At 61.7% G+C, this 19,690-nt stretch carries 17 protein-coding genes and 2 pseudogenes; 12 read left to right on the top strand and 7 right to left on the bottom strand.

Translation table 11 applies throughout. The annotated features are described in order from the left end of the window. The first annotated feature begins 287 nt into the window (after positions 1 to 287). Positions 288 to 1,322, top strand: a complete 1,035-nt coding sequence (locus AC0IW9_RS17425) for a hypothetical protein (RefSeq protein ID WP_471649547.1) — start codon at positions 288 to 290, stop codon at positions 1,320 to 1,322. Positions 1,323 to 1,330: 8 nt separating this feature from the next. Here the strand turns inward: AC0IW9_RS17425 and repC are convergent, their stop codons facing one another. The 3 genes from repC to AC0IW9_RS17410 all read right to left on the bottom strand — a co-directional run bounded on the left by repC (position 1,331) and on the right by AC0IW9_RS17410 (position 4,863). Then, positions 1,331 to 2,305, bottom strand: coding sequence for a replication protein C, IncQ-type (gene repC / locus AC0IW9_RS17420; RefSeq protein WP_471649546.1), 975 nt, complete (start codon positions 2,303 to 2,305; stop codon positions 1,331 to 1,333). Beyond that, positions 2,298 to 4,481, bottom strand: a complete 2,184-nt coding sequence (locus AC0IW9_RS17415) for a CHC2 zinc finger domain-containing protein (protein WP_471649545.1) — start codon at positions 4,479 to 4,481, stop codon at positions 2,298 to 2,300. Before AC0IW9_RS17415 ends, repC begins: the two co-directional genes overlap by 8 nt. A gap of 166 nt (positions 4,482 to 4,647) precedes the next feature. Continuing rightward, positions 4,648 to 4,863 carry a hypothetical protein gene (locus AC0IW9_RS17410; RefSeq protein ID WP_471649544.1) on the bottom strand — a complete coding sequence of 72 codons (216 nt, stop codon included), beginning with the start codon at positions 4,861 to 4,863 and terminating at the stop codon, positions 4,648 to 4,650. Between the two features lie 1,624 nt (positions 4,864 to 6,487). On the opposite strand from AC0IW9_RS17410, the gene AC0IW9_RS17405 reads away from it, so the two are divergent. The 5 genes and pseudogenes from AC0IW9_RS17405 (at position 6,488) to AC0IW9_RS17385 (ending at position 10,120) form a co-directional block, all read left to right on the top strand. Beyond that, positions 6,488 to 6,982 carry a hypothetical protein gene (locus AC0IW9_RS17405; protein WP_471649543.1) on the top strand — a complete coding sequence of 165 codons (495 nt, stop codon included), beginning with the start codon at positions 6,488 to 6,490 and terminating at the stop codon, positions 6,980 to 6,982. Next, positions 6,979 to 7,395: pseudogene (locus AC0IW9_RS17400) on the top strand (relaxase/mobilization nuclease domain-containing protein); the annotation flags it as partial. The gene AC0IW9_RS17405 and the pseudogene AC0IW9_RS17400, both read left to right, overlap by 4 nt. A 529-nt stretch (positions 7,396 to 7,924) precedes the next feature. Beyond that, the gene (locus AC0IW9_RS17395; RefSeq protein ID WP_471649633.1) at positions 7,925 to 8,338 is read left to right on the top strand and encodes a hypothetical protein; all 414 of its coding nucleotides are present in this window, start codon (positions 7,925 to 7,927) and stop codon (positions 8,336 to 8,338) included. Between the two features lie 80 nt (positions 8,339 to 8,418). Continuing rightward, positions 8,419 to 9,249 (top strand): annotated as a pseudogene (locus AC0IW9_RS17390) (LPD7 domain-containing protein); the annotation flags it as partial. A gap of 49 nt (positions 9,250 to 9,298) precedes the next feature. Next, positions 9,299 to 10,120, top strand: a complete 822-nt coding sequence (locus AC0IW9_RS17385; RefSeq protein ID WP_471649632.1) for a hypothetical protein — start codon at positions 9,299 to 9,301, stop codon at positions 10,118 to 10,120. A gap of 798 nt (positions 10,121 to 10,918) precedes the next feature. Here the strand turns inward: AC0IW9_RS17385 and AC0IW9_RS17380 are convergent. Then, positions 10,919 to 12,087 (bottom strand): IS3 family transposase gene (locus tag AC0IW9_RS17380; RefSeq protein ID WP_471649630.1). Its coding sequence is split into 2 segments (ribosomal slippage): positions 10,919 to 11,823 and positions 11,823 to 12,087, totalling 1,170 coding nucleotides; the frame shifts between segments, so codons are not numbered across the junction. Positions 12,088 to 12,321: 234 nt separating this feature from the next. Between AC0IW9_RS17380 and AC0IW9_RS17375 the strand changes: the two genes are divergently transcribed. From AC0IW9_RS17375 to AC0IW9_RS17350, 6 genes are all read left to right on the top strand, one after another. Next, positions 12,322 to 12,735, top strand: coding sequence for a hypothetical protein (locus AC0IW9_RS17375; protein ID WP_471649542.1), 414 nt, complete (start codon positions 12,322 to 12,324; stop codon positions 12,733 to 12,735). A gap of 38 nt (positions 12,736 to 12,773) precedes the next feature. Beyond that, positions 12,774 to 13,235 carry a hypothetical protein gene (locus AC0IW9_RS17370; RefSeq protein ID WP_471649541.1) on the top strand — a complete coding sequence of 154 codons (462 nt, stop codon included), beginning with the start codon at positions 12,774 to 12,776 and terminating at the stop codon, positions 13,233 to 13,235. Between the two features lie 1,058 nt (positions 13,236 to 14,293). After that, positions 14,294 to 15,409, top strand: coding sequence for a hypothetical protein (locus AC0IW9_RS17365; protein ID WP_471649540.1), 1,116 nt, complete (start codon positions 14,294 to 14,296; stop codon positions 15,407 to 15,409). 167 nt (positions 15,410 to 15,576) lie between these two features. Further along, positions 15,577 to 17,091, top strand: coding sequence for a hypothetical protein (locus AC0IW9_RS17360; RefSeq protein ID WP_471649539.1), 1,515 nt, complete (start codon positions 15,577 to 15,579; stop codon positions 17,089 to 17,091). 164 nt (positions 17,092 to 17,255) lie between these two features. Next, the gene (locus AC0IW9_RS17355) at positions 17,256 to 17,483 is read left to right on the top strand and encodes a DUF29 family protein (protein ID WP_471649538.1); all 228 of its coding nucleotides are present in this window, start codon (positions 17,256 to 17,258) and stop codon (positions 17,481 to 17,483) included. Continuing rightward, positions 17,483 to 18,172: a ZIP family metal transporter gene (locus AC0IW9_RS17350; RefSeq protein WP_471649537.1), complete on the top strand. Its 690-nt coding sequence runs from the start codon at positions 17,483 to 17,485 to the stop codon at positions 18,170 to 18,172. The genes AC0IW9_RS17355 and AC0IW9_RS17350 overlap by 1 nt, the downstream gene beginning before the upstream one ends. A gap of 255 nt (positions 18,173 to 18,427) precedes the next feature. Here AC0IW9_RS17350 and AC0IW9_RS17345 read toward each other — a convergent pair whose 3' ends face one another. From AC0IW9_RS17345 to AC0IW9_RS17335, 3 genes are all read right to left on the bottom strand, one after another. Beyond that, entirely contained in the window at positions 18,428 to 18,676 is a 249-nt protein-coding gene (locus tag AC0IW9_RS17345) for a DUF2171 domain-containing protein (RefSeq protein WP_471649536.1), read from the bottom strand. 221 nt (positions 18,677 to 18,897) lie between these two features. Next, positions 18,898 to 19,074: a hypothetical protein gene (locus tag AC0IW9_RS17340; protein WP_471649535.1), complete on the bottom strand. Its 177-nt coding sequence runs from the start codon at positions 19,072 to 19,074 to the stop codon at positions 18,898 to 18,900. Between the two features lie 178 nt (positions 19,075 to 19,252). Further along, on the bottom strand, positions 19,253 to 19,690 hold a 438-nt coding region (locus tag AC0IW9_RS17335), incomplete at its 5' end, for a beta-barrel domain-containing protein (RefSeq protein WP_471649534.1).

Below are 19,690 nucleotides of genomic sequence, written 5' to 3'. Positions count from 1 at the left end.
CTGCTAGCGTCCATAGCGCTTATAGCGTAGCTAGCAATCTTAGCTTAGCTGCCTGCGCTAGCGCGTGCAAGCAATGTTAGCGGAAGCTATCTAAGCTATCGTCATATAGCACGCGCTAGCGTGTGCTAACTACATGCAAGCGCTATGGATTTTCTGCCACGCCCCAGGCGGAAGTGACTAGCGACTGGCCGACAAAATGAAAAAGGAAAGGAATTTACGCGTTAGTAAGTAAGTTAGTTGGTAAGTAGGTATGATCCGAACTTACTTACTAACTTAGGACGTTGCACATGCGCCCACCGCTCGTGACCGCTGAGGAGATTATTGAGGCTGGACGCCAGATCAGAGCGCGCGGTGAGGAGGTCACTGGTTGGGCGATCCGTCGGCAGGTCGGTGACCGCGGCCAAGCCAAGCGCCTGGAGGCCATTTGGCGGGAGCGGGGAGATAGTACACCGCCGGTGATCCAGGACGACGATGCGGCCAGCAACCTCCCAACTCCGCTGCAGGAGTTGGTTAACGAGTGCAAAGGCGCGCTCGCCGGCCAGCTCGACACGATCGTCGCGGCGATCCACCGGCATGCTCGAGCGGATGCAGACGCGACTTATCAGCGAGTGACGGACAGGCTGCAGGCCGAGACGCTCCACCACAAACACGAGTTGGACTTGGCAGAGGCCAGTGTCGCCGCGACTGAGGCAGAATCCCTGCAACGCGCCGAAGCGGTGGCCACGCTTGAAAACGAACTCGCAGAGATCCGCATCGACCTAGCGAATACCGGGGAGCGCGAGCGCCAAGCCCATTCCCGAGCCGATGATGCGGACGCGCAGGTCCGCGGACTGAGGAGCGATCTGGAGGCGTCTAACCGGACCGCCCAAGCCTCTGCCGAGACGCGGGCCGCAGCTGAGGCGCAAACTGCCGCCATGCGGGACGAAGTTGCGCACCTCCGCGCCGCGCTGGAGCGGTCCGAAACGGCACGGAACACGGAAGTCAGCCGCCTCTCGGGCGATCTCACCCGGGCGCAACAGAACCTCGACGAGGCGCGGGCGGCACATCAAACCGAAGCCGCTACTTCCCGTCAGTTGGCAGCCGCCGCCCAGGCAGCGCACCAGGAAGAGGTCAACCGCGTCCGGCATGAGGTAGAGAAGCGCCAGGGCGACCATGCCCGCGTTCTCGCCGAACTGGAGACGGCTCAGCGGCGGCAGGCGGACGCGGAAACAGTAACGCGGGAAGCACTAGGCCGGGCAGGGGAGGCGGCAGGCCGTGCTGCTGCGCTCGAGGAGCAGCTGCGGGCGCTGCAGCAGGTCACGACCACCGCAGCACCTGGCTAAATGGCCTCTCAACCTATTGCTGCCTCGACTATAGCGGAAAGGGGGACAGCGACAGGCATCTCACTTTGGACGTCAAGCGCCGGCAAAACGGATTCATTCGCAACCGACGTGGACCGGAGAGGCCGGGTGATCCGGCATGTACAATCTCCGCGTTGGTCTGTGCCTGTCACCAGCCAGCCAGTGCCAATAGACTCAATCTCCCGGAATGCCGCCTTGAGATCCGAGAACCGGCGCGCCCTATCGAGGCCAGTGGCGGTATTCCCCCAGACATGGCGCTCCAGGGTCGAGAGCCTGGCCGGCTTGGTCTCACCTTCATCCAACCACGCACTAAGCCAGCGATGCAGAATTTTGGCGATGTCGCCGTTTAGATGCCACCGTTCGCCGAGGTTAATCCGCGCCCAGTGGCTCTCTGACAGGAAGGCCCTCGCTAACAGGTAGTGGATCGAGATCAGCAAATCGCCGGTCGGCGATGCATGAACCACCAACAGGTTTGAGCTGCCCTCCGCTCCGCTGCGGTGCTTGATCCAGAGTGAAATTGCGCTCAGCCGCTGTAGACTCTCTCGCAACAGGCGACGTGCCCTGCCGGCAGTGCCGAGACCCATGTTGCGCAGTATCTCCGAATACGATGTGCCAGATAGTAGAACCGTCGCCTGCGCCGACGCCTCGCCCCCAGCATTAAACTGCTGTCGGACTTGGCGTAGATTTGCGCCTTCAGGCTCGGGAAGCAAAATCTTGCCCCGCTGACCCAGAAGTTTCAGCAAGACGAGAAGAACCGATTCGTCCCAAGCCCCAAGCTGCTGAAATATGCGGAATGTAAAGTTCATCCCGTCGGTGTTAAACTCGTCCCGACCAGGATAATATAGCTCAAAACCGCCCGCTCGGTGACCTCTGACCGGCACCACCAGCCCATCGACCTTAGCAAAACTCCGCTCGACACTAGCGAAGCCCTCGGCTTCCTCAGGAACTGACGGTTGGTCACTCACCAGCAACCTCCCTCGACATCCGAGCGAAAGACGAACCCGCTTTTGGGCTAACAGACCCACCCGCTAAATTCGGCTGCCTCTGCTGCTGTTCGGGCGGGCTATATCCACCCACTAAAATTCCGTGCTCCCCGCGGCGCCACCAACGGGCGCCCGCATTGTCGGCATAGTTCATTTTGGCTGCAGCGACGTTGATCCAACGGCGCCGATCAGCATCGGTGAGCGCCCGCGCCTCGCCGGTCTTGGCATCCATGATCGCCATGTTCACCTGCCATCTAGCATGGTCTGTCAATTTCCGGCTGCCAGAGACGGCCTGTTGTTCCTGGGCCTGCCCATTGAGAGCCGCCGCTTTTGTAGTGTGATGAGCGAAGAGGACGTTTGCGCCGGCAGTCTCGACAGTAAGAGTCTCAGCAATGTCGATAATCTGCCCCATGTCCGAGCCTTCTTTTTCTTCCAAAGAAGAAGACACTCGACCCAATGTGTCTAGGCCGATAGCTAGGGCGCCACGCCCATACTGCATAAGGTTTTCATACAGTGGGCCAGGAACTACCGATGTCTCGGTGCGGCTTCCGGCAAGGGCGAATGCATTTTCCCTCCCGGCGCCGTAGACTGGGAAAATCTGGAGGTTTCGGTCGATGCACACCAATACCTCGTCGAGGTTATGGCGCGACCCCTTGATACGCTTGATCGCATCGAGGCCCAGATGATGAGTGCGCCAGTCCACGACTACGGCAGGATCCTCGGCCGCGACGTAGATGCACCTCCCCGGCGGACTGGGCAGAACCATGATCTCGTCCGCGAGGTCCGACCAGAGACCCCAGATGTCCAGCCCGGACGCCAGGCAGATCATGGTTTGCAGCATGGCGAAGCTCTTGCCGCTGCCGCCGGCGCCAACGACCATGCCCACAGTGCCTCGGAGGAACCCAGGGAGAGTGAACTGCAGCTGCGGCGGCGGTGCCTGGACTACCGTGCTGAACTGGCGAAGTCTGCTGCCGAACCGAACAAGGCTTTCCTGTTCCACAACCGAGAGAACCCTTTCCCGCGGGGAAGGCTCTGGAGGCAGACCGGGCACCAATGGCTCGGCTGGCACAGCTGCAGCCGGGGGAGGCGGCTCAACGGCGCCAGTCCATGGAACACCGGCGGCCACAAAAGCGCGGAGCCGGTCGCCGGTCCAGCCGTCGTCGCGGATTGCGTTAGCCACATCCCATTTGTTCGGGACGGCCGGGGGAGGGGTGATCCATTTGAGATTGCGGCACCCCAGGGCGATGAGGTGCTGTCCAATCCCCACCATGGTTGCGTGACCTACGCCGCTCTCGTCGGCATCTGGCCACAACGCGACCTCATCACCCTCCGCGATCAGGGCCCAATCGGTCCGGAGCCACGCATTGCTACCTCCGACCCAGCTCACCACGATCCAATCGCGCGCCAAGTCGGAGGCCTGCCCGGCTTCCTGGCATTTCTCGCCCTCGACGATCAGATACCGGAGGGGCTTGCCTTCCTCCCGCGCGTGGGTGACTAGGGGAGCCCCGTAGACGGCGCGCGGCTCCGGGTAGCTCACGAACGTCCAGCCCTCCGTCACAGAGCCATCTGCAAGGCGGACATTACGGGCCCAGGCAACCTGATGAGCGCCTTTTTTGCCAGTCCGCCGGTTGCGCGGGGTTCTCACGACGAAGCCGCGCAGCTCGCCGTGGTATCCCCGGTATTCATGCACGGCTTCGACGGGTAGCTGGCTGCTGAGTGCCTCGCCCAAAGCGGCGCCGGGCTTCAGTATCCTCGCGGTAGGCTGACCGCCACCCTGCCACAGCGGAGGCACCCCGGCCGGAACCGGCGAGACGATCTCGTAGGGGTCCGGTTCATTCAGGGCGGCCTCGGCCGCCTCCTGCATGAGGCGAATACGCGCTCGGGCCTCCGGGGAAGGGGTGGCGCCGACACCGCTCTGGTTCCGCATCTGGCGGATGACGTCGCCGAGCTGCCGGCTCTCCGCGCGAGCCACGAAATCAAAGACATCCCCGTGCGCGCCACAGCCGTAGCAATGGAAATGGTCAGGGTAGACAACGAAGGACGGCGTCCGCTCCTGATGAAACGGGCAGCAAGCCTCGGAAATTCGACCACGGCGCTGGAGGCGCACATACCGCCCCACGACATCAACCAATGGCCCGGAGGCGGTTTTGACGTCCACGAGAGACGCTTCATAAGGCGAAGGCATAAGAGGGCACCCATCTCTTGCGTTTTAGATGCACTTGCATAAAATGATGCTTGGCACCCGGGCTGTAGCAGCAGCCCTTGTTGTGAGAAGCGGAACGGGCTTGGTTCGGTGAGACGAACCGAGCCCGTTTTGTTTTAGGCTATGTCGGCGAGGCCTCCACGATCTGGGTCGCGCGAGTGAGCCCCTCCGCCAGATAGCGGGCTGGCAGGTGCTCCCGAATCAACCGTTCCACAATCTCATTGAGATCCTGGCGCGTGTCATAGCCCGCAGCCCGAAGGGCTTCGATGACGTCGAGGCTCAACTTTGTCCCCCACTTCACGCGGGGAATGGCTATCGCACGGCCGTCCATCTTCATCCCCTCTCGCCGTCTTCCCGGGCAGAAGTTATGGCGCACCTTGAGGTGTCGTTGCAAGCGCTTCGTGCAACCATTTTCTGCCCAAGGCCCCTTCCCACACATATGTCGGACTGCCAGGCCCCCCCTTCCTAACTCCTATATTCCGCGCAAATCGGGGTACCTGAATAGCTGTTTGATTTCAGTAGGTTAAGAGTGTTTTTTAGGTGTTCCAATGCGAGCCGTCCTTAGAATCTATCCTGGAGAGATCTCCTAAGATCTCTCCAGGCCAGACGCAGGCGCTTTGAAGCGCCTGCGTCTGGCCTAGTGCAGACGGTAGGAAGGGGGGCTTCCTTTCGCATATATTGCTTTATTGACCAGTGCTTGATCGAACAGAAAAAGCGAAGGCGCCGGCTTATGGTCGTAATTCGGTTGAGCCGGACAACAGTGTTTCGGTTGATGGGGGGGCATTGCCTGGACTTGGCGGATCAACCAACAGCATCCACCCGAGCCCTGCGGCTGGTACTGGCTTTCTGTCGTTTGGGAACAGCCAATGGAAGCAAACCCTGCTCCTGGAATTCTCGTAGTCGGGAGGCAGCAGCGGCGATCACTGCGGCCTGGACATATCTGCTGACCGAAACCTGGGCGCTATAGGGCTGGCCTGCCTCGTCTGCATGGTGCCTGGCTCGGTTGTCAGCCTCCCAGGTTGCTTCGGCCAGTTGTACCAGCCGCAACCGAGCGACCTCCTCTCCACCCCAAATCAGGGCGGCAATATCGAACACCGTCCAATCGAGCGAGAAGCTAGTCCTAAATACCCTGCCATCGTTGTCGGCCCGCCTAATCCTGATCCGGACGATTTTGGCCCGTTCCACACCCCTAGTGATTTTGGTCCGGCGTCCTGAGGGCGTCCGTGCCTGTCGATTACGAGGAGACTGAGGGGGCGCTTGGAACAGGGGAAGATCTGACAACACGGACCTCGGACTGAGAGAGACGCCGGAGCTCAGCGTCTGGAACCAGGATAGCCGTAATCTCGGAACCTACGATGTTCAGCGACACAGGTTGGATATGTTCCGCGTTCCAATGCGCTCCAAACAACAGCCAAGTAACGCACGGGAACACCCCCTCCTCACTCGCTGACTTCAGTGCATCATCCCCACTAGGCAAGTGCGGCCGTTGCATAGGCCCGCGAGTGATCCGCCGAAAAATGGTTTTTGCTGGTAGGGTTGGGTTTCCGTTTGTGGGAGCAATATCTGTCCTAGGCAAAAGGGACGGGTGGTAGGGACGTATAAATGGCGATGCCATTTAATGTCCCCCCCTCGCTCCGCTCCGGGGACCCCCTTCTTCCCCCCGGCGCCTCTGGCGCCGACCCCCGCTGACGCGGGGGTGGGTCTGGCCTCTGGCCAGCCCAATCCAGCCCCGGTCACGGCCCGGGAACTGGATAAACAGTTATGCCGTCAGGGTACCGGGACGGTACCGCGAGGGTACCGTTACGGCGCCATGGTGGGGCCAGTGGAATAGGGTGTGATGGCGTGAGAGAGGACAAGCCGCCGCAGCAGCGGCCTCAGAAACCGACACGGTATGCCGCCTCGGCGGTCGTCCGTTGGGGCAGTGGATTCCTCCCCCGGAGAGTTGGGGAGCCTGCTGACCAATGACCTCGATCGTGAAAGCTAGGCGTCGTGGGGCTCCGAAAAAAACAGCAGAGAACCTCAGGGCGAAGAGACTGACCATCCGGCTGACGCCAGGTGAATACGAGAGGATGCGGACGGACGCGGCGAAGGCGGGACGCGAGCGAGGAGTTGCCCGGTACATCTTTGATCGGGCTTCAGGCCGAACGCCGCCGGTGATTCCCGCAGTCAACCAGGCAGCGTGGTCCCACCTAGGAAAATGGGCGGGCGCGATGACAACCCTCGCAAACGCCGCGGCTGGTGAGAGACTGAGCCTGCTCGCACCGCACCTGGATCCTCCGATCGAAGTCATCATTGCCCAGGCGGCGTGGGAGTTGAGAGCGCTGCGCCTGGCGTTGCTCGGTCGCCAGATCGAAGAGGCCCCTCCCGAGGAACCAGCTGACGCCGACGGAGATGCGGCACCCGAGGAGTGGTTCGAGGACGAGGAGCGGTTTGACGATGGGATGGGCCAGCCATGAAAGCCAATGTTCGTCGCGGCGGCGGGTTCGGTGGCCTGCTCCGATACGCCCTGGACCGCGGCAACCAGTGCGGCATCGTCGGCGGGAATATGGTTGGTCGGACTGCCCGGCAGCTCTCATCGGAGTTTGGCATCTCACGGGCACAGCGGCGGGAGGTGGCACGCCCGGTGTGGCATTGCACACTTTCGCTCCCAGCAAACGAGACCCTCGCCGCTGAGCAGTGGGACGAGGTCGCGCACCAACACATGCGGAATGTCGGGCTCGACCCGACACGCCACCAATTTGTAGTGGTCCTCCACACCGACACCGACCACCAACACGTCCATATCATTGCATCTCGGATCGGCCTGGATGCGAGCCTATGGCACGGAGTGAACGACGCATTTACAGCGCAGGCCTCTACCCAGGCCCTGGAAAAGGAGTTCGCGGGCTTTGGCCTGTCGGCCACAAAAGGCCGCGACCTCGACCAGGAGATCCCCGGCGCCGGCCCCCGCGCTGGGCTTAGGATCTCTCAGGACGAGATGGAGATGTGGAGCGGCCGTGGGCGCGCATCTCCAAAAAACGACATTGCCGAGGCTGTAGAAGAGGCGATCGCCCTGGGCGATGGCACCCCAGAAAACCTTCGCCAACTTCTAGCCGACGCGGGAATCGAAGCGCGGATCTCGGTCGGCAGAGGTCGGGTCACAGGAATCAGCTACGGGATGACCGCCGAGTGGGACGGTGGCGAGGATCACGTCACCTACAAAGGCGTCCACATCGGCGGGCTCTGCGACGCAAAATCGATCGAGCGCAGGCTAGGCGAGCGTCGCGCTGAGCTCGACCGAGCCGCTGTCGCCGCAGCCGTGGTCGACGACATCAGGCTGGAAATCAGCCTCCGAGCCACTCCTGCGTATCAGCTAGACCGGCTGGCCGCGATCACCGCCGACCTGAGGAAGCATAACGATGCCGATGTCACCCGAACGCCCGGACGTCCCGCCCGCACTGCCGGCCTCGGCGCAGAGGGTCGAAATGCCGACCGACCCGCGCCACCTACCAACATGGGCCGAGGGCGACTGGAAGGCTCCGAACCAGGGCCGGCCGAGCCCGCTGACGTCACCCCCGCTCGCGAGCCGGGACATGGGGGAGGCCATCCTCAAAACCCGGGACGGCGTCGAGAATCTGCAGGTGCTGTTGGAGACGCCGGACGGCCCGAGCAAAACGGAGCAGATCGTCCAGCTGCTGGAAGAACTGTCGACAGCGAATTACCGCATGCTGAAGCGCCAGGAGGAGCTCGAGCAGAAGTTGGACCAAATCCTGCGGGGGGTCACGACCCTGGCCCAAAGCGCAGCAGGGACCAGACGCGGGATAATGGGTTAGGCCAGGAAAACGACCCCTATGCCGAAGTCGATGTTGAGATCAGCGTAACCATAGCCTGGGGCACCACTACCCGCCGCCGGATGGACCCAGAACGGGAGCGTGCCCGCCTGCGCCGGCTGGCAGAGGTGTATCAGCGAACCTTAGGTTCTGACCTCGATTGGATCGAGATCCACCAGGCCTCCGGCCACGTCGAGCTCGGTCTGCGCGACGGCACACGCGTGACCGACACTGGTGGGCAGATTAAAGCCATTTGGCGCAGCGGCCGCCTGTCGGAGACGGCGATCGGCGCCATGATCGTCATGGCCGAGGCGAAGGGCTGGCAGAGCGTTCGAGTTCTTGGGGACGACGAACAGTTCAAACGAGATGCTTGGTTGGCGTGCATGCGCGCCGGCATCAGGGTCCGCGACTACGAACCGCCCGAGAATGTCCGGGCGATATGGGTAACTGAACAGCAGACAAGGGCCCAGAACGCGGGCCGCGCGGCACCGATCCCTGAGACCCCACCTCGCACTGAGCACCGGGCAGAAATCGATCCAGGGACAGGCGAGACCACGACCGCAGGCTGGTACGCCTGGCAGCGGCTGGCCGGGATCTACCGCGATCGCCTCGACCCCGAGGTCGCCTCGCATATCTCGTATGTCAGGTCCAACCGCCCGGCCGGGCCAGTCGAGATAGGCCTGCGTGACATGACGCGCCTGGTCGACGCCGGGCCCAGGCTCTCGGCAACTTGGCGAGACGGAACCTCGCCGGCCGCCGCGGCGGTGGTGATGGTTTCCATGGCTCAAGCTAAGGGCTGGAAGGGTGTTCGCATCAGGAGCGAGAGCGAGGAATTCTGCCAGCTCGCTTGGCTGGCCTGCCAAAGGGCAGGTCTGGCGGTCGACGGATACGAGCCACCGGCGGACCTGGCGGCGCAGTGGCACGCAGAGAGGGACAGAGGGACTGATGGGCCGGATGCAAGAGATGCGGGAGGAAGGACGCAGCCGCGTGCAGATAGCCATGAGCAAAGGGGCCCTGGCTCCGGTGATCCAGCAGCTCATGGAACTGCAGGCAACCCTGCAAGAGATTCCGGACAGGATCGAACACGCCGAGGAGGGGCGGGCGGAACGCCTGCGCCAGACGATTCAGCCGACCGCGAGGGCCCTCATCGAGGGGATGCAAATCCTGCATACCCAGATTTCCACATTCCGAGACGCCGCGGAGAGGCAGGAGGCGGCGAGCAGGGAGCTCCAAGTGGAGGTGGCGGCCCTGCGCCAGGAGACAGCGTCGCAGCAGCACGCCATGGCGGTCATGCAAGACGACCTGGCGGCATTCCGGGAGACGAGCACCCCAGGGGCACTCACCGACCTGATGGCGTACCTGAGGGGGGACCTAGCGCAAGCCCGGGAACAGGTAAACGAACTGCTCGCCGCGTCCGCGGAACTCCTGACGGATCTACGGGAGAGCGCCCCCCCGGGGCCAACCTCGCATGGCGAGAGAAAATGGAGCGGGCCAAAGCAGCCAAGCGACGGGAGCGTGAGCTCGCTGCTGGCGGTCGCGTGGCGAATCCTGAGAATGAATCTCCAAAGGTCCGACACGGAAAGCCTGCCGATCCTAGACGGGTACAGGCGGCAGGCACTGGACACGCATCCAGCCGGAACCGGCGAGGATCTGATCCTAGTGACCGCATGGCAGCTCCTCGAGGAACACAGCCGGCAAGCGGATCCGACGCGACTAAGCCAAATGCAGCGCATGAAAGTCCAAGCCAGGGCAGTGCTCGGCCTACCGCTGGAGCCAACGGGATAGATAAGCCCCTTGGGCCGAGGCCGAGTTTGCCTATCCAAACTAAGCCGGCGAGGGATGCGGGCCGCCTTTGGCTGGCACAGCACCACGGAATACCAGAGCGCATCATTGCTGCCGCTGAGGCTGCCGGATTTGTGCACTACGAGCCTGGCAGCGTGGCGTTTTGTGGCCGGGACGGTGATCGCATTATGTCCGCGTGGCGCCATCCCCTAACAGGCCAGGACATACGCCGCATCGTCCACAGTGACCTGGCGTATTCGCCCGCGATGCCAGGAGATCCCAACCGGGTCGTGCTCTGCGGGAGCGGTGTCGCCGCCCTCCGCGCCCTGGCGGAAGCCGCCAAGGCAGGCCAGCCCCTGCCGACCGTGATCGCACTCGACGTCGACCATCCCGCAGTCTCGCTTGACAGGGTCAGCGATGAGCTCCGATCCCTGATTGCAAACTCAATACAGGACCCGACTTGCTACGGACTGATTGCGACGGAGACGATGCTCCACCTCGTCGCCAAGATGCGAGGAGGGGGCGGCCCTGGGGGGACTCAACCGCCGGCCTATGATGCAGAGGCTGAACAGACCTATCGCAACCCGAGCCCGACGGGAAAACCCTGACACATCTCATTAGGCAGGCCGCGATAGACTGAGACTCTGGCGTCACGTCCAGGGAGCACACCAGTCCATGCCGCAGCAGACGGCAACCCGCTCGACCGGCACGATAGCGTCTGCCACCAACCAACCACCGCGCCGGCTGCCGGAGCAGCGCGACGGCTCGTGACCAGCCCCCATCGAGTGGTCCGCACGGAATCTAGTGGAGCATGACGGCGGGCGGTACCGACCCGGTCGGGTTCGGGCGGTGGAGCGGCATTGGCGGTCCCGGCATAACCACCTCCGGCGCAGGCGGCCTATAGCCGAGGGCACTGTGTGGCCGGACGGTATTGAAGTGCTGCCGCCATTGCTCGATCAGCACCTGGGCTTCTCTGAGTGTGTTGAACACCTCGCAGTCCAGCAGCTCATCCCGGAGCTTGCCGTTGAAGCTCTCCGCATAACCGTTCTCCCAAGGGCTGCCGGGCCCGATGTAGGCCGTCCTGGCGCCGACGCAGGTGATCCAGCCCTGCACTGCCTTGGCCACGAACTCGGGGCCGTTGTCCGACCGAATGTGCGCGGGCACGCCGCGGGCGATAAAAAGGTCGGCCAGGACATCGATGACCTCGCCCGAGCCGAGCCGCCGCGCCACCCGGATGGCCAGCGCCTCGCGGGTGAACTCGTCGATCACGCAGAGCATGCGGAACTTGCGTCCGTCTCGGGTGCGGTCCTCGACGAAGTCGTAGGCCCAGACGTGGTTGCGTCGCTCCGGCCGCAGCCGAACGCAGGAGCCGTCGTTGAGCCAAAGGCGGCCGCGCTTCGGCTGCCGAAGCGGTACCTTCAGCCCCTCCTGCCGCCAAATCCGCTCAACGCGCTTGTGGTTGACGCACCAGCCCGCCGCCCACAACAGCGCCGTGACCCGGCGGTAGCCATACCGCCCATACAGCTTGGCCAAGGCGATGATCTCGTCGCGCAGCGCCGCCTCGTCGTCGGGCCTGCTCGGCGCCTTGCGCTGCGTCGAGCGGTGCTGACCCAGCACCCTGCAGGCAAGCCGTTCCGAGATGCCCAGCCTGGTCGTGACGTGCTCGACGCAGGCCCGACGACGGGCGGCGCTCAGAAGTTTCCCGACGCGGCTTCCTTCAAAATGACCTTCTCCAGCGCCAAGTCCGCTACTGCCCTCCGAAGCCGCCCATTCTCCGCCTCGAGTTGCTTCAGACGCTTCATCTGGTCGAGCTTCAGCCCGCCGTACTCCGATCGCCAGCGATAATAGGTCGGCTCAGTCACCCCAATCGCCCGGACTGCCTCAGCCACCGGCTTGCCCTGTGCCGTCAGCACCTCGACCTGCCGGAGCTTGGCGATGATCTGCTCCGGCGTGCTCCGCTTCCCTGCCATAGCCGTCCCTTCCATGGTCGTACCGGCTTCTCATAGCCGGTGGACTACTTCTAGGGGGGCACGCCAATTGCCCAGGTTGTCGAATTCCAGCGGCGAGTTTTCGGGGCACTGGCTAGCTCGCGGGCCAGAGGCGCCATGCAGGGCGGGTACTTCGATTTGGGGGCAGATGCCATCGCATTCGGAGAACTGCTGGCGTCCGGTCCAGCGCTGCCCGCCCAACTCCAGGAGGAAGGGGTGTCGCTGATCGGGGCCTATGTGTTCACGCCATCGACGGATGACGTGGCGCAGCTCGCCGAACACCAGCGGCTCGGCGTGGCATGGCCGGCGACGGTCCTGATCCTCAATCTGGGCCGTGCCGATAGCCCGGCCGCCTTCGAGCCCTTGCGCCGGACCCCGGAATACCGGGCGGCGCTGGCGGCTGGTGCGGTTGAGTTGTGGTGGCCGAAGCTGGCGCCACAGGAGCTCGCCCTGTGGATCGAAAGCCGGCGCTTCCTGTTCCATGAAGCACGGGATGGGTTGGTACCGGCTGGCAATCCGAACCCGCCGATCCCGGGCGTCTATCGGCCCGTGGTGCGCCAGTACCTGGAAGCGGCGGACGCCGAGACCGCCATGCTTGAGGCCAAGGGCTACATGCCTTGGCTGGCTTGAAGGGGGCGGTGGGAGCCGGGGGGCTTCGGGCCTTCGCCTTGGCGCTGGCGAATAAGGAGGAGGCGGTAGCGCCTCCTCCTAGTGCTCCGCCTCTGGCGACCAAGCCCTCGCCCGCGCCAGCGGCGATAGATCCGCTGGACGCCTTCCAGGCACAAGCAGACAAGGCCCTCGAACGCATCGCTGCAGCGGCACGCTCACCAGCGATGAAGGGTGATCCCTACCGCGAAAACTTCATCGCCCAAGCCTCGGTGGTCGAGCTGATGCCGGAGCTGGTGCGACTTATCCATGCCGGTCGGGCGCCGCTTTCGGACGATGCCACGACTGCGCTTTTGGCTCTGATCGGAGAAAAGGTCGACCAGCGCGTGAAGCGGGAATCCAGCCGCTGGTATCGTGCGTTTGATCGCCGGACCAATGCTGTCGTCGCCGGTGCCATCGGCGGTGCTTTCGTCCTAGGGTGCCTGATGGGATTCGCCACTGCGTTCCGGCTGGTAGCCTGGTAGGAGGAAACATGGACGCGCCTCGATACCTGCCGGCCCCACCCGCTCCGCCCACTCCCTGGCTTCCTCGGCTAGCGCCGCTGGTGCCCTACTTGAGGTGGTTGATCCTGCCGCTAGTGCCGTTCGTGCGCGGGCCGGCACTGGTGGTCCTCTGGTTTGCTCGTGTGATCTGTTGGATGCTGGGCTTTGGCGCAATCGCCTCCTTCGGGCTGGGCCGGCCAGAGTTTTCCGTAGTCTATTTATTCATTGCCGGCCTAGGCCTCATGGCCGCCAGGAACCTCCGCGCCCGCATGGGCTGAGGCCGATGTCTATGGCCTTACGGTGGCCTACAAGATTTCACGGCGCTGAGACTTGGACCGTCCGCCACGATGTGAATCTTTTCCGTTCGGAGCTAGGCCATAGATGCCCCAACTCACATTGGACATTAGCGAGGAGCTCATGGCTAGGCTGGAACAGATCGGTGACGGCGCCGCGCTTACGGAGCTATGCGTGTTGTTGATGGAAGACGGGATCAAAGCCACTGTGCAGGAGATGCCGCTATCCAGGGGGCCCGTGAGGGCCAGCCCTCAACGCTTTTATCAAGCGCATCGCTCTCGCCTCGTGGACAGCCAGGCCGAACGTCCGGAGCATCATCACCGCCGCGGCTTTACCTCGATCTGAGCCGGCGGTTCTCCGCAACGCTGGCAACGTAGGCGGTCAACGACTTGGTATAGCCGCATTGATTTAGCCAACTTGTGCTGCAAGGCCAGGTCGCCAATGTGCAACGCAGTACGATGCCCGCACTGGCAGGACAGATGCAGCCATTCATACTGCCGATACCAAATCGGATCCACAGGCTGGGCCGAACCATCCAAATGTTTCGACATTTACGGAACAAATAGAGAACATAACAGCTGGTTTTAGCCAGTCGAGTCCTCAATGCCTCTGCTTCGAGCGTTAAAGCCGATCCCTCTTAGTTTTGGAGGCTATGCAGCTGCGTGTTCAATCGTGTACGATGTGTACTCCATTGAATACGGGCGCGTATGATGAGAATCCCCCCCCTTCAGGACCTCTTTGGATTGATGATCAGCCGGGGCGCGAAGGCAGGATCTGCTGCGATCGCCGAGATTCCTGGCGACACGGCGACAATCCCACTGAGCGTGCGGGTGCAGCCTCGGGTAAAGGCCTACTATGAGGCCCAGGCAGAAGCCTGCGGTGCGGCCAGCGCGTCGGCTATGGTCGCCATGGTGCTTGAGGGCGTCATGGCCGCGACACAACTGTCAAAGGCGCCGAATTCGGTCGATGCCTTGCGCGGCAACATCTCGCTTGTGCTGGAGCGGTTTCTCCACCTGTTTCGGATCCACAGCTTCACCCCACGCATGATCGCAGACGTTCTGGAGCCCTACGGCATCACGCTTGCTGACATCATGGATGATGGCAGGATGCTGCCATTGCTCACCGACAACTTGCTCTCAAACCAGGCAGAGCGTTTCAACGTTTCTCTCGACTGGTTGCACGGCAAGAGCGTGCCGCCAATTGCGGACGTGCCACGCTTCGGCAGACAACCCGAGTTAGTTTGCAGCAGGATCATTGACCTTCTGCTTGAGAGCGATCCCCACCGCGACCTAACCGTCGTCTTCCTCCGGGACACCGAGCACAACTTCGACGCAGCACACGACGAGCTTTATGAGGGTGACAGACGAAAGAGGAGCGGGAGCGTCAGTATCATTCTCAGGGAGACCTACCGCACGTCAACAAAAAAGCCGTACCATCGCTACCAGCCGTGGGACAGCGTGCCGTGGGATTACGAAGAGACACGACTGACGGTGAAATCGCTTATCCTGTGGCTGAAGAGGCTCAATAAAGGCACCTTCCATCGTGTCCGCATGGAAGGTCTCGAGATTGACATGCAAACCCACATCGGCCTCAGCCGGGGTGACGTGTTGCCAGCCGAGCTGCTGGAAGATGCAGCGCGGCGCCTGACATCCTGGACTCCAGAAGATTACGTGGCAAAGCCCGAAATTGTTTTAGCGGCGGCTACACTACCCAATACGGCAGCTCGAGAAACCCATGAGCGGGCAACCGCTTTGTACTATTACGGTCTCTATGGAATTGAGAGCCAGTTTGACCGCCTCACACACGTAAACCGCGAAGCCCTCTCCGAACCTGTCGGTGAAGAATGGTGGTGGAATCACTGAAATCAGCAGATTCCTAAACAGGGCAGATAGCGACCGATCACAACCCCAGTGCCGCTGCGGCACTGTCCTCTATCAGCCGGGCCCACCGGACGTAGCGGCGCATCGAGACGAGCCGGCTGATCATCAGTCAAGTTCTCAGAGTGAGGCATAGCTTGCAAGTTTCGCGGTTGGCTTTCTACGAAGAGTACAAGCCGTTGCGGAACACCATGCGCAAGTTCGCGCTGTTGGACGGCCTTGTCGACGTTTGGGGCTACGCGCTCCACGTCATTCATGGTCAACCGGTACGCCCAGGACTGGCTGTCGGAATACCTCTCCAGATTGGAGGGCGTATCGGGGAATACCTGTACCCCTGGGATCTCGATGTGATGGCCAGAGAACTGCTGATGAACGCAGGCGCTCGCGGCACCCATCGTCTTGGAAGATGGTCCGATTTGGCGAAGGTATCCAAAATGGTGCGCCGTCTCGATGGGCTGGCATCACAACAGCCAGACACGCCCGACGTCCTGTTTGAAATCCATCGGATCGTTCACCGCCAGTTCCCTTGGCAACGCAGCCCCACCGTCGATAGCACAGTGCGCTACCTAAAAGTATTTGGAGCTTCTAATCTGGAAGAAATTGTACTGCGCGAGCTAGGCATGAGTATGAAACAGCTTTTCCTTTTGGGTGGAGCAGTGGCAGGCAACTTCATGCGGGACTGGGGAATGTCGACCAACCAGGATTATGCTGTGTTGGGTATTGGAATCAAACAGTCACAAGCATTCTTTGACCGCCTTGCTGCTACGCCAGCCCAACTGAAAGCCTCACTCGATACGAAAGCTACCTACGGGACGGATTGGCTATATGCATGGAACCCGCTTGAGCGCTGGCCACTCATCCGGTTCGATCCCGCACACCCTGACCGAGTGATATGTCCGATCCCGGCTTATCTCCAGCGGCGTGTAATGAGTGGCGTTTTCTATGATCTAGTCAGCAGTAAGGATTTTAAGAACCCCTACGGCACTGCGTTTGAATCTTACATCGGCGAGGTAACGACGATGGTCTGCCTGCCGCCACGGTTCAAAGTGATTAAGGACGAGCCTTACTTCGTCAAGTTGCAGGAGCAGCGCGGTGTAGATTGGGTGCTGGGCGACGAAACCGCCGAACTTGCTATCGAGTGCAAGGCTAAGAGGTTGCGGCTTGAGGCTAAGCTCATGTCCGATACCACTGCATTGAGTGCCGAACTAGACGAGATGGCAAAGGCCATAGTTCAGTTGTACCGCAACATCCGTGAGGCCCAAGCGGACAAGGCGCCGTGGAAGCCGAACGGCTCACCAATCTACCCGATCGTTTTGACATTTGAAGAATGGTTTCTCTTTAGCCCATTCGTCCAGAACATGCTTGGTGAGCACGTCAGACGCCGCCTTGAAAACCTACATATCCCGATCAGCGTGTTGGACGAGATGCCGTATACCGTCGCATCAGCGAATGAGTACGAAGTAGCGATTCAGGTTATCGCTCAGATCGGCATCAAAAAATTACTTTCGAAGAAGACCCAGCCCGAGTTTCGTCACTGGAGCTTGATGCCGTTCATGACCACGCACTTTTCTACAGAGCTTAGCAGCTGCCATCGGCGTTTGTTCATGGAGGATCTGCAAGCGATCATGGCTGAAGTCCAAAAAGGCTTGAGCTTGTCACAACCCTAGAACCGTAGCGGCGCTATCCTCAAGCAAGCGAGCGCGACGGATATAATGACGCATCGAGGCCAGATCGCGGCGCCGGGTGTGCTGCATGATGGCTTCGTCTCGTAGGCCTGCCCGGTAAGCACCCACAGTTTTAGCAGAATGCGGTTCAAGGCAGGAGAAGCATAATGGTGGTGGGTGCGATCCCGGCGGCACAGGCAGCTGCACTTTATGAGCAGGACTTCGCGGAGTGGACCCGGCAGCAGACATCCGCCTTGCGTTCGGCGCAACACGGAGATTTTGAAGCGATCGGGCTCGACTACGAGCAGCTTGCCAGGGAGATCGAGCGCCTAGACGAGAACCGGGAACGCGCGGAGGACCGCGCGGGGCCGTCGGGTTCAGGCACCCCCATCTGATGGCCGATGCCTGGCTCTACACCCTGATCCCTGCCACGGCGACGGTGCTTGGTGCCGCGATCGCTGTCTGGCGACCACCTGGTCCGAGGGTCGCCGCCGCGATTCAGCACTTCGCCGCAGGCGTGGTCTTCGCCGCGGCGGCGGGCGAGATCCTGCCAGACCTGAAGCACGAAGGCGCAGCCCTGCCGGTGGCACTCGGGGGTGCCATCGGCGTCGCACTGATGCTGTTAGTCCGGCGTCTTGGAGAAGGTGCCCGGGGCGGCATCGCTCTCGCGGCGGTGGTCGGGGTGGACGTCCTCATTGATGGCCTCGTGCTGGGTCTCGGCTTCGCTGCGGGGCCGCGCGAAGGCCTGCTTCTGACCATAGCTCTCACGGTCGAGGTGCTGTTCCTCGGCCTGTCGGTGACAACTGAACTGCGGCCTACGTTAGGCTCGTCTGCGCGGACCGTCCTGGCTGTCGCCGGGCTTGCCATGCTGCTGCCGTTGGGCGCCCTGCTAGGCGCGCCTGCGGCGGGGTTGGGGCTGGTCTGGCGGACGGGTCTCTTCGCCTTTGCCCTCGTGGCGCTGCTTTACCTCGTGACGGAGGAACTACTGGTCGAGGCTCACGAAGGACCTGAGGCACCATGGGTCACCGCCATGTTTTTCGTCGGCTTCCTGCTCCTGCTCCTGCTCGAGGAGGCGACCGGCTGACACCGATGTCACGGGCAGGCCTCCTTGCGCAGGCGGGGCGGCCTCAGCCTCCCGGTGCACGGCGGCGCCTTTCTCATGACCGTGGTCGTGCTCATGCCCGTGGTCATGGCCGCCCGTGTCGTGGCCACCTGACCAAGTCGGTTTTATGCAGTCTCAAGGCCGGAGTCGGCCGGTTTCGCTGTGCTGTGTCTGCTGATAGGCCAAGAGCCGCGCGGCCAAGCGTGCCTGGGCCGCGCGGACGACGTCAGCCACCTGTTAGAAGGATGCTCCGCCAGTCGCCGCCTGCTTTGCCTGCTGCGCCGTCATGGACAGGCGCGCCCGATTGCCTTCTACGGAGGCGACGGCGCTGACCGGTACGTAATGATGGTGCTGGCCGGACCCGTCGGGGTCATCGCGCTTGGTCAACTTGATCCGGTCGCCCTCGACCTTATCCACAGTACCGACATGCTGGTCGTCTGAACCGACGATCTCCATGTGTTCTTTGATTTCGGAAGCGCTTGCCATGTGTCCAATCTCCTTGTCCGATCGCGGGATGCGTGACGGCTGGATAGCAACGAGCGGAAACGGGATTTGGATGCAGCGTCCTGTCGCTGCAGTTCTAAAAACGGGCTCCCAGGCAAGCCTGCGGGTATTGATGAAGTCGGATTGCGGTCTTCGCTAGTCGACCCATTCCAGGCTCATGGATGCGCATCCCGCGACCGAGGACGCTGTTCAAACCAATGGACTCAAGAGAAAAATTGCCCAACAGCTTTCAATGCACAAAAAATTATATAAAACCATCCCAAAAAAGCCAGCAGAGTGGCTTCAACAATTGAATTTCCCAAATAGACAGAAAATATAAAGGCTAGAGCCCAACCAATCCAGTATACAATAATGGTATCTCTTTTAAAATGGTCGGTCATTGATATTCTCCAAATGACACTACGTAATAATTAAAATATTATGCTGTTACCCACTATCGGTTTGAGCGGTTAAAAGCCCATAGCCTGAATTGCGATGCCATCAGCATAAATTCAAAAGCGAATATCTTGCTGCAGGCATGCGAACGCGGTTTGCAATCCGCATTGGCCGGTAGAACTATCATTGCTCGCGGAAGGCGCGATGGAAGCTGTCGCGGATCGGCTGGGTGATATAGCGGAAGAAGCTCCGCTCGCCGATCTGCACATGCGCTTCCACCGGCATGCCAGGGGTGAGGAAGACATTGGGCAGGCTCGCCAGCTGCTCCGGGTCGATCAGGATATAGGCCCGGTAGTATTGCTGGCGGGTCTGGTCGTTGGTGGTCACATCGGCGGCCACCCAGGTCACCTGGCCGTGCAGATAGGGCACCAGCCGCTGCTTGAAGGCGGGCAGGCGGATCTCGGAGCGCAGGCCGGGATAGACCACGTCGATGTCATAGGGCTGCACGTTCACCTCGGCGATCAGCCGGTCGTGGTCAGGGACCAGGTCCATCACCGGGTCGCCCGGCTTCACCACGGCGCCCAGGGTGAAGAAGCGCTGGTTCACCACGGTGCCGGAATC

This window comes from Belnapia sp. AC561 (genome assembly GCF_979252845.1).
This window is presented reverse-complemented; position numbering and strand designations above follow the sequence as displayed.

Excerpts from the sequence above, each read along its gene's own strand:
- AC0IW9_RS17340 (WP_471649535.1), bottom strand. The coding sequence starts at position 19,074 with ATGACCGACCATTTTAAAAGAGATACCATTATTGTATACTGGATTGGT.
- AC0IW9_RS17385 (WP_471649632.1), top strand. The coding sequence starts at position 9,299 with ATGCGGGAGGAAGGACGCAGCCGCGTGCAGATAGCCATGAGCAAAGGG.
- AC0IW9_RS17425 (WP_471649547.1), top strand. The coding sequence starts at position 288 with ATGCGCCCACCGCTCGTGACCGCTGAGGAGATTATTGAGGCTGGACGC.
- AC0IW9_RS17345 (WP_471649536.1), bottom strand. The coding sequence starts at position 18,676 with ATGGCAAGCGCTTCCGAAATCAAAGAACACATGGAGATCGTCGGTTCA.
- AC0IW9_RS17395 (WP_471649633.1), top strand. The coding sequence starts at position 7,925 with ATGCCGATGTCACCCGAACGCCCGGACGTCCCGCCCGCACTGCCGGCC.
- AC0IW9_RS17410 (WP_471649544.1), bottom strand. The coding sequence starts at position 4,863 with ATGAAGATGGACGGCCGTGCGATAGCCATTCCCCGCGTGAAGTGGGGG.
- AC0IW9_RS17355 (WP_471649538.1), top strand. The coding sequence starts at position 17,256 with ATGGTGGTGGGTGCGATCCCGGCGGCACAGGCAGCTGCACTTTATGAG.
- AC0IW9_RS17350 (WP_471649537.1), top strand. The coding sequence starts at position 17,483 with ATGGCCGATGCCTGGCTCTACACCCTGATCCCTGCCACGGCGACGGTG.
- AC0IW9_RS17405 (WP_471649543.1), top strand. The coding sequence starts at position 6,488 with ATGACCTCGATCGTGAAAGCTAGGCGTCGTGGGGCTCCGAAAAAAACA.
- AC0IW9_RS17365 (WP_471649540.1), top strand. The coding sequence starts at position 14,294 with ATGATCAGCCGGGGCGCGAAGGCAGGATCTGCTGCGATCGCCGAGATT.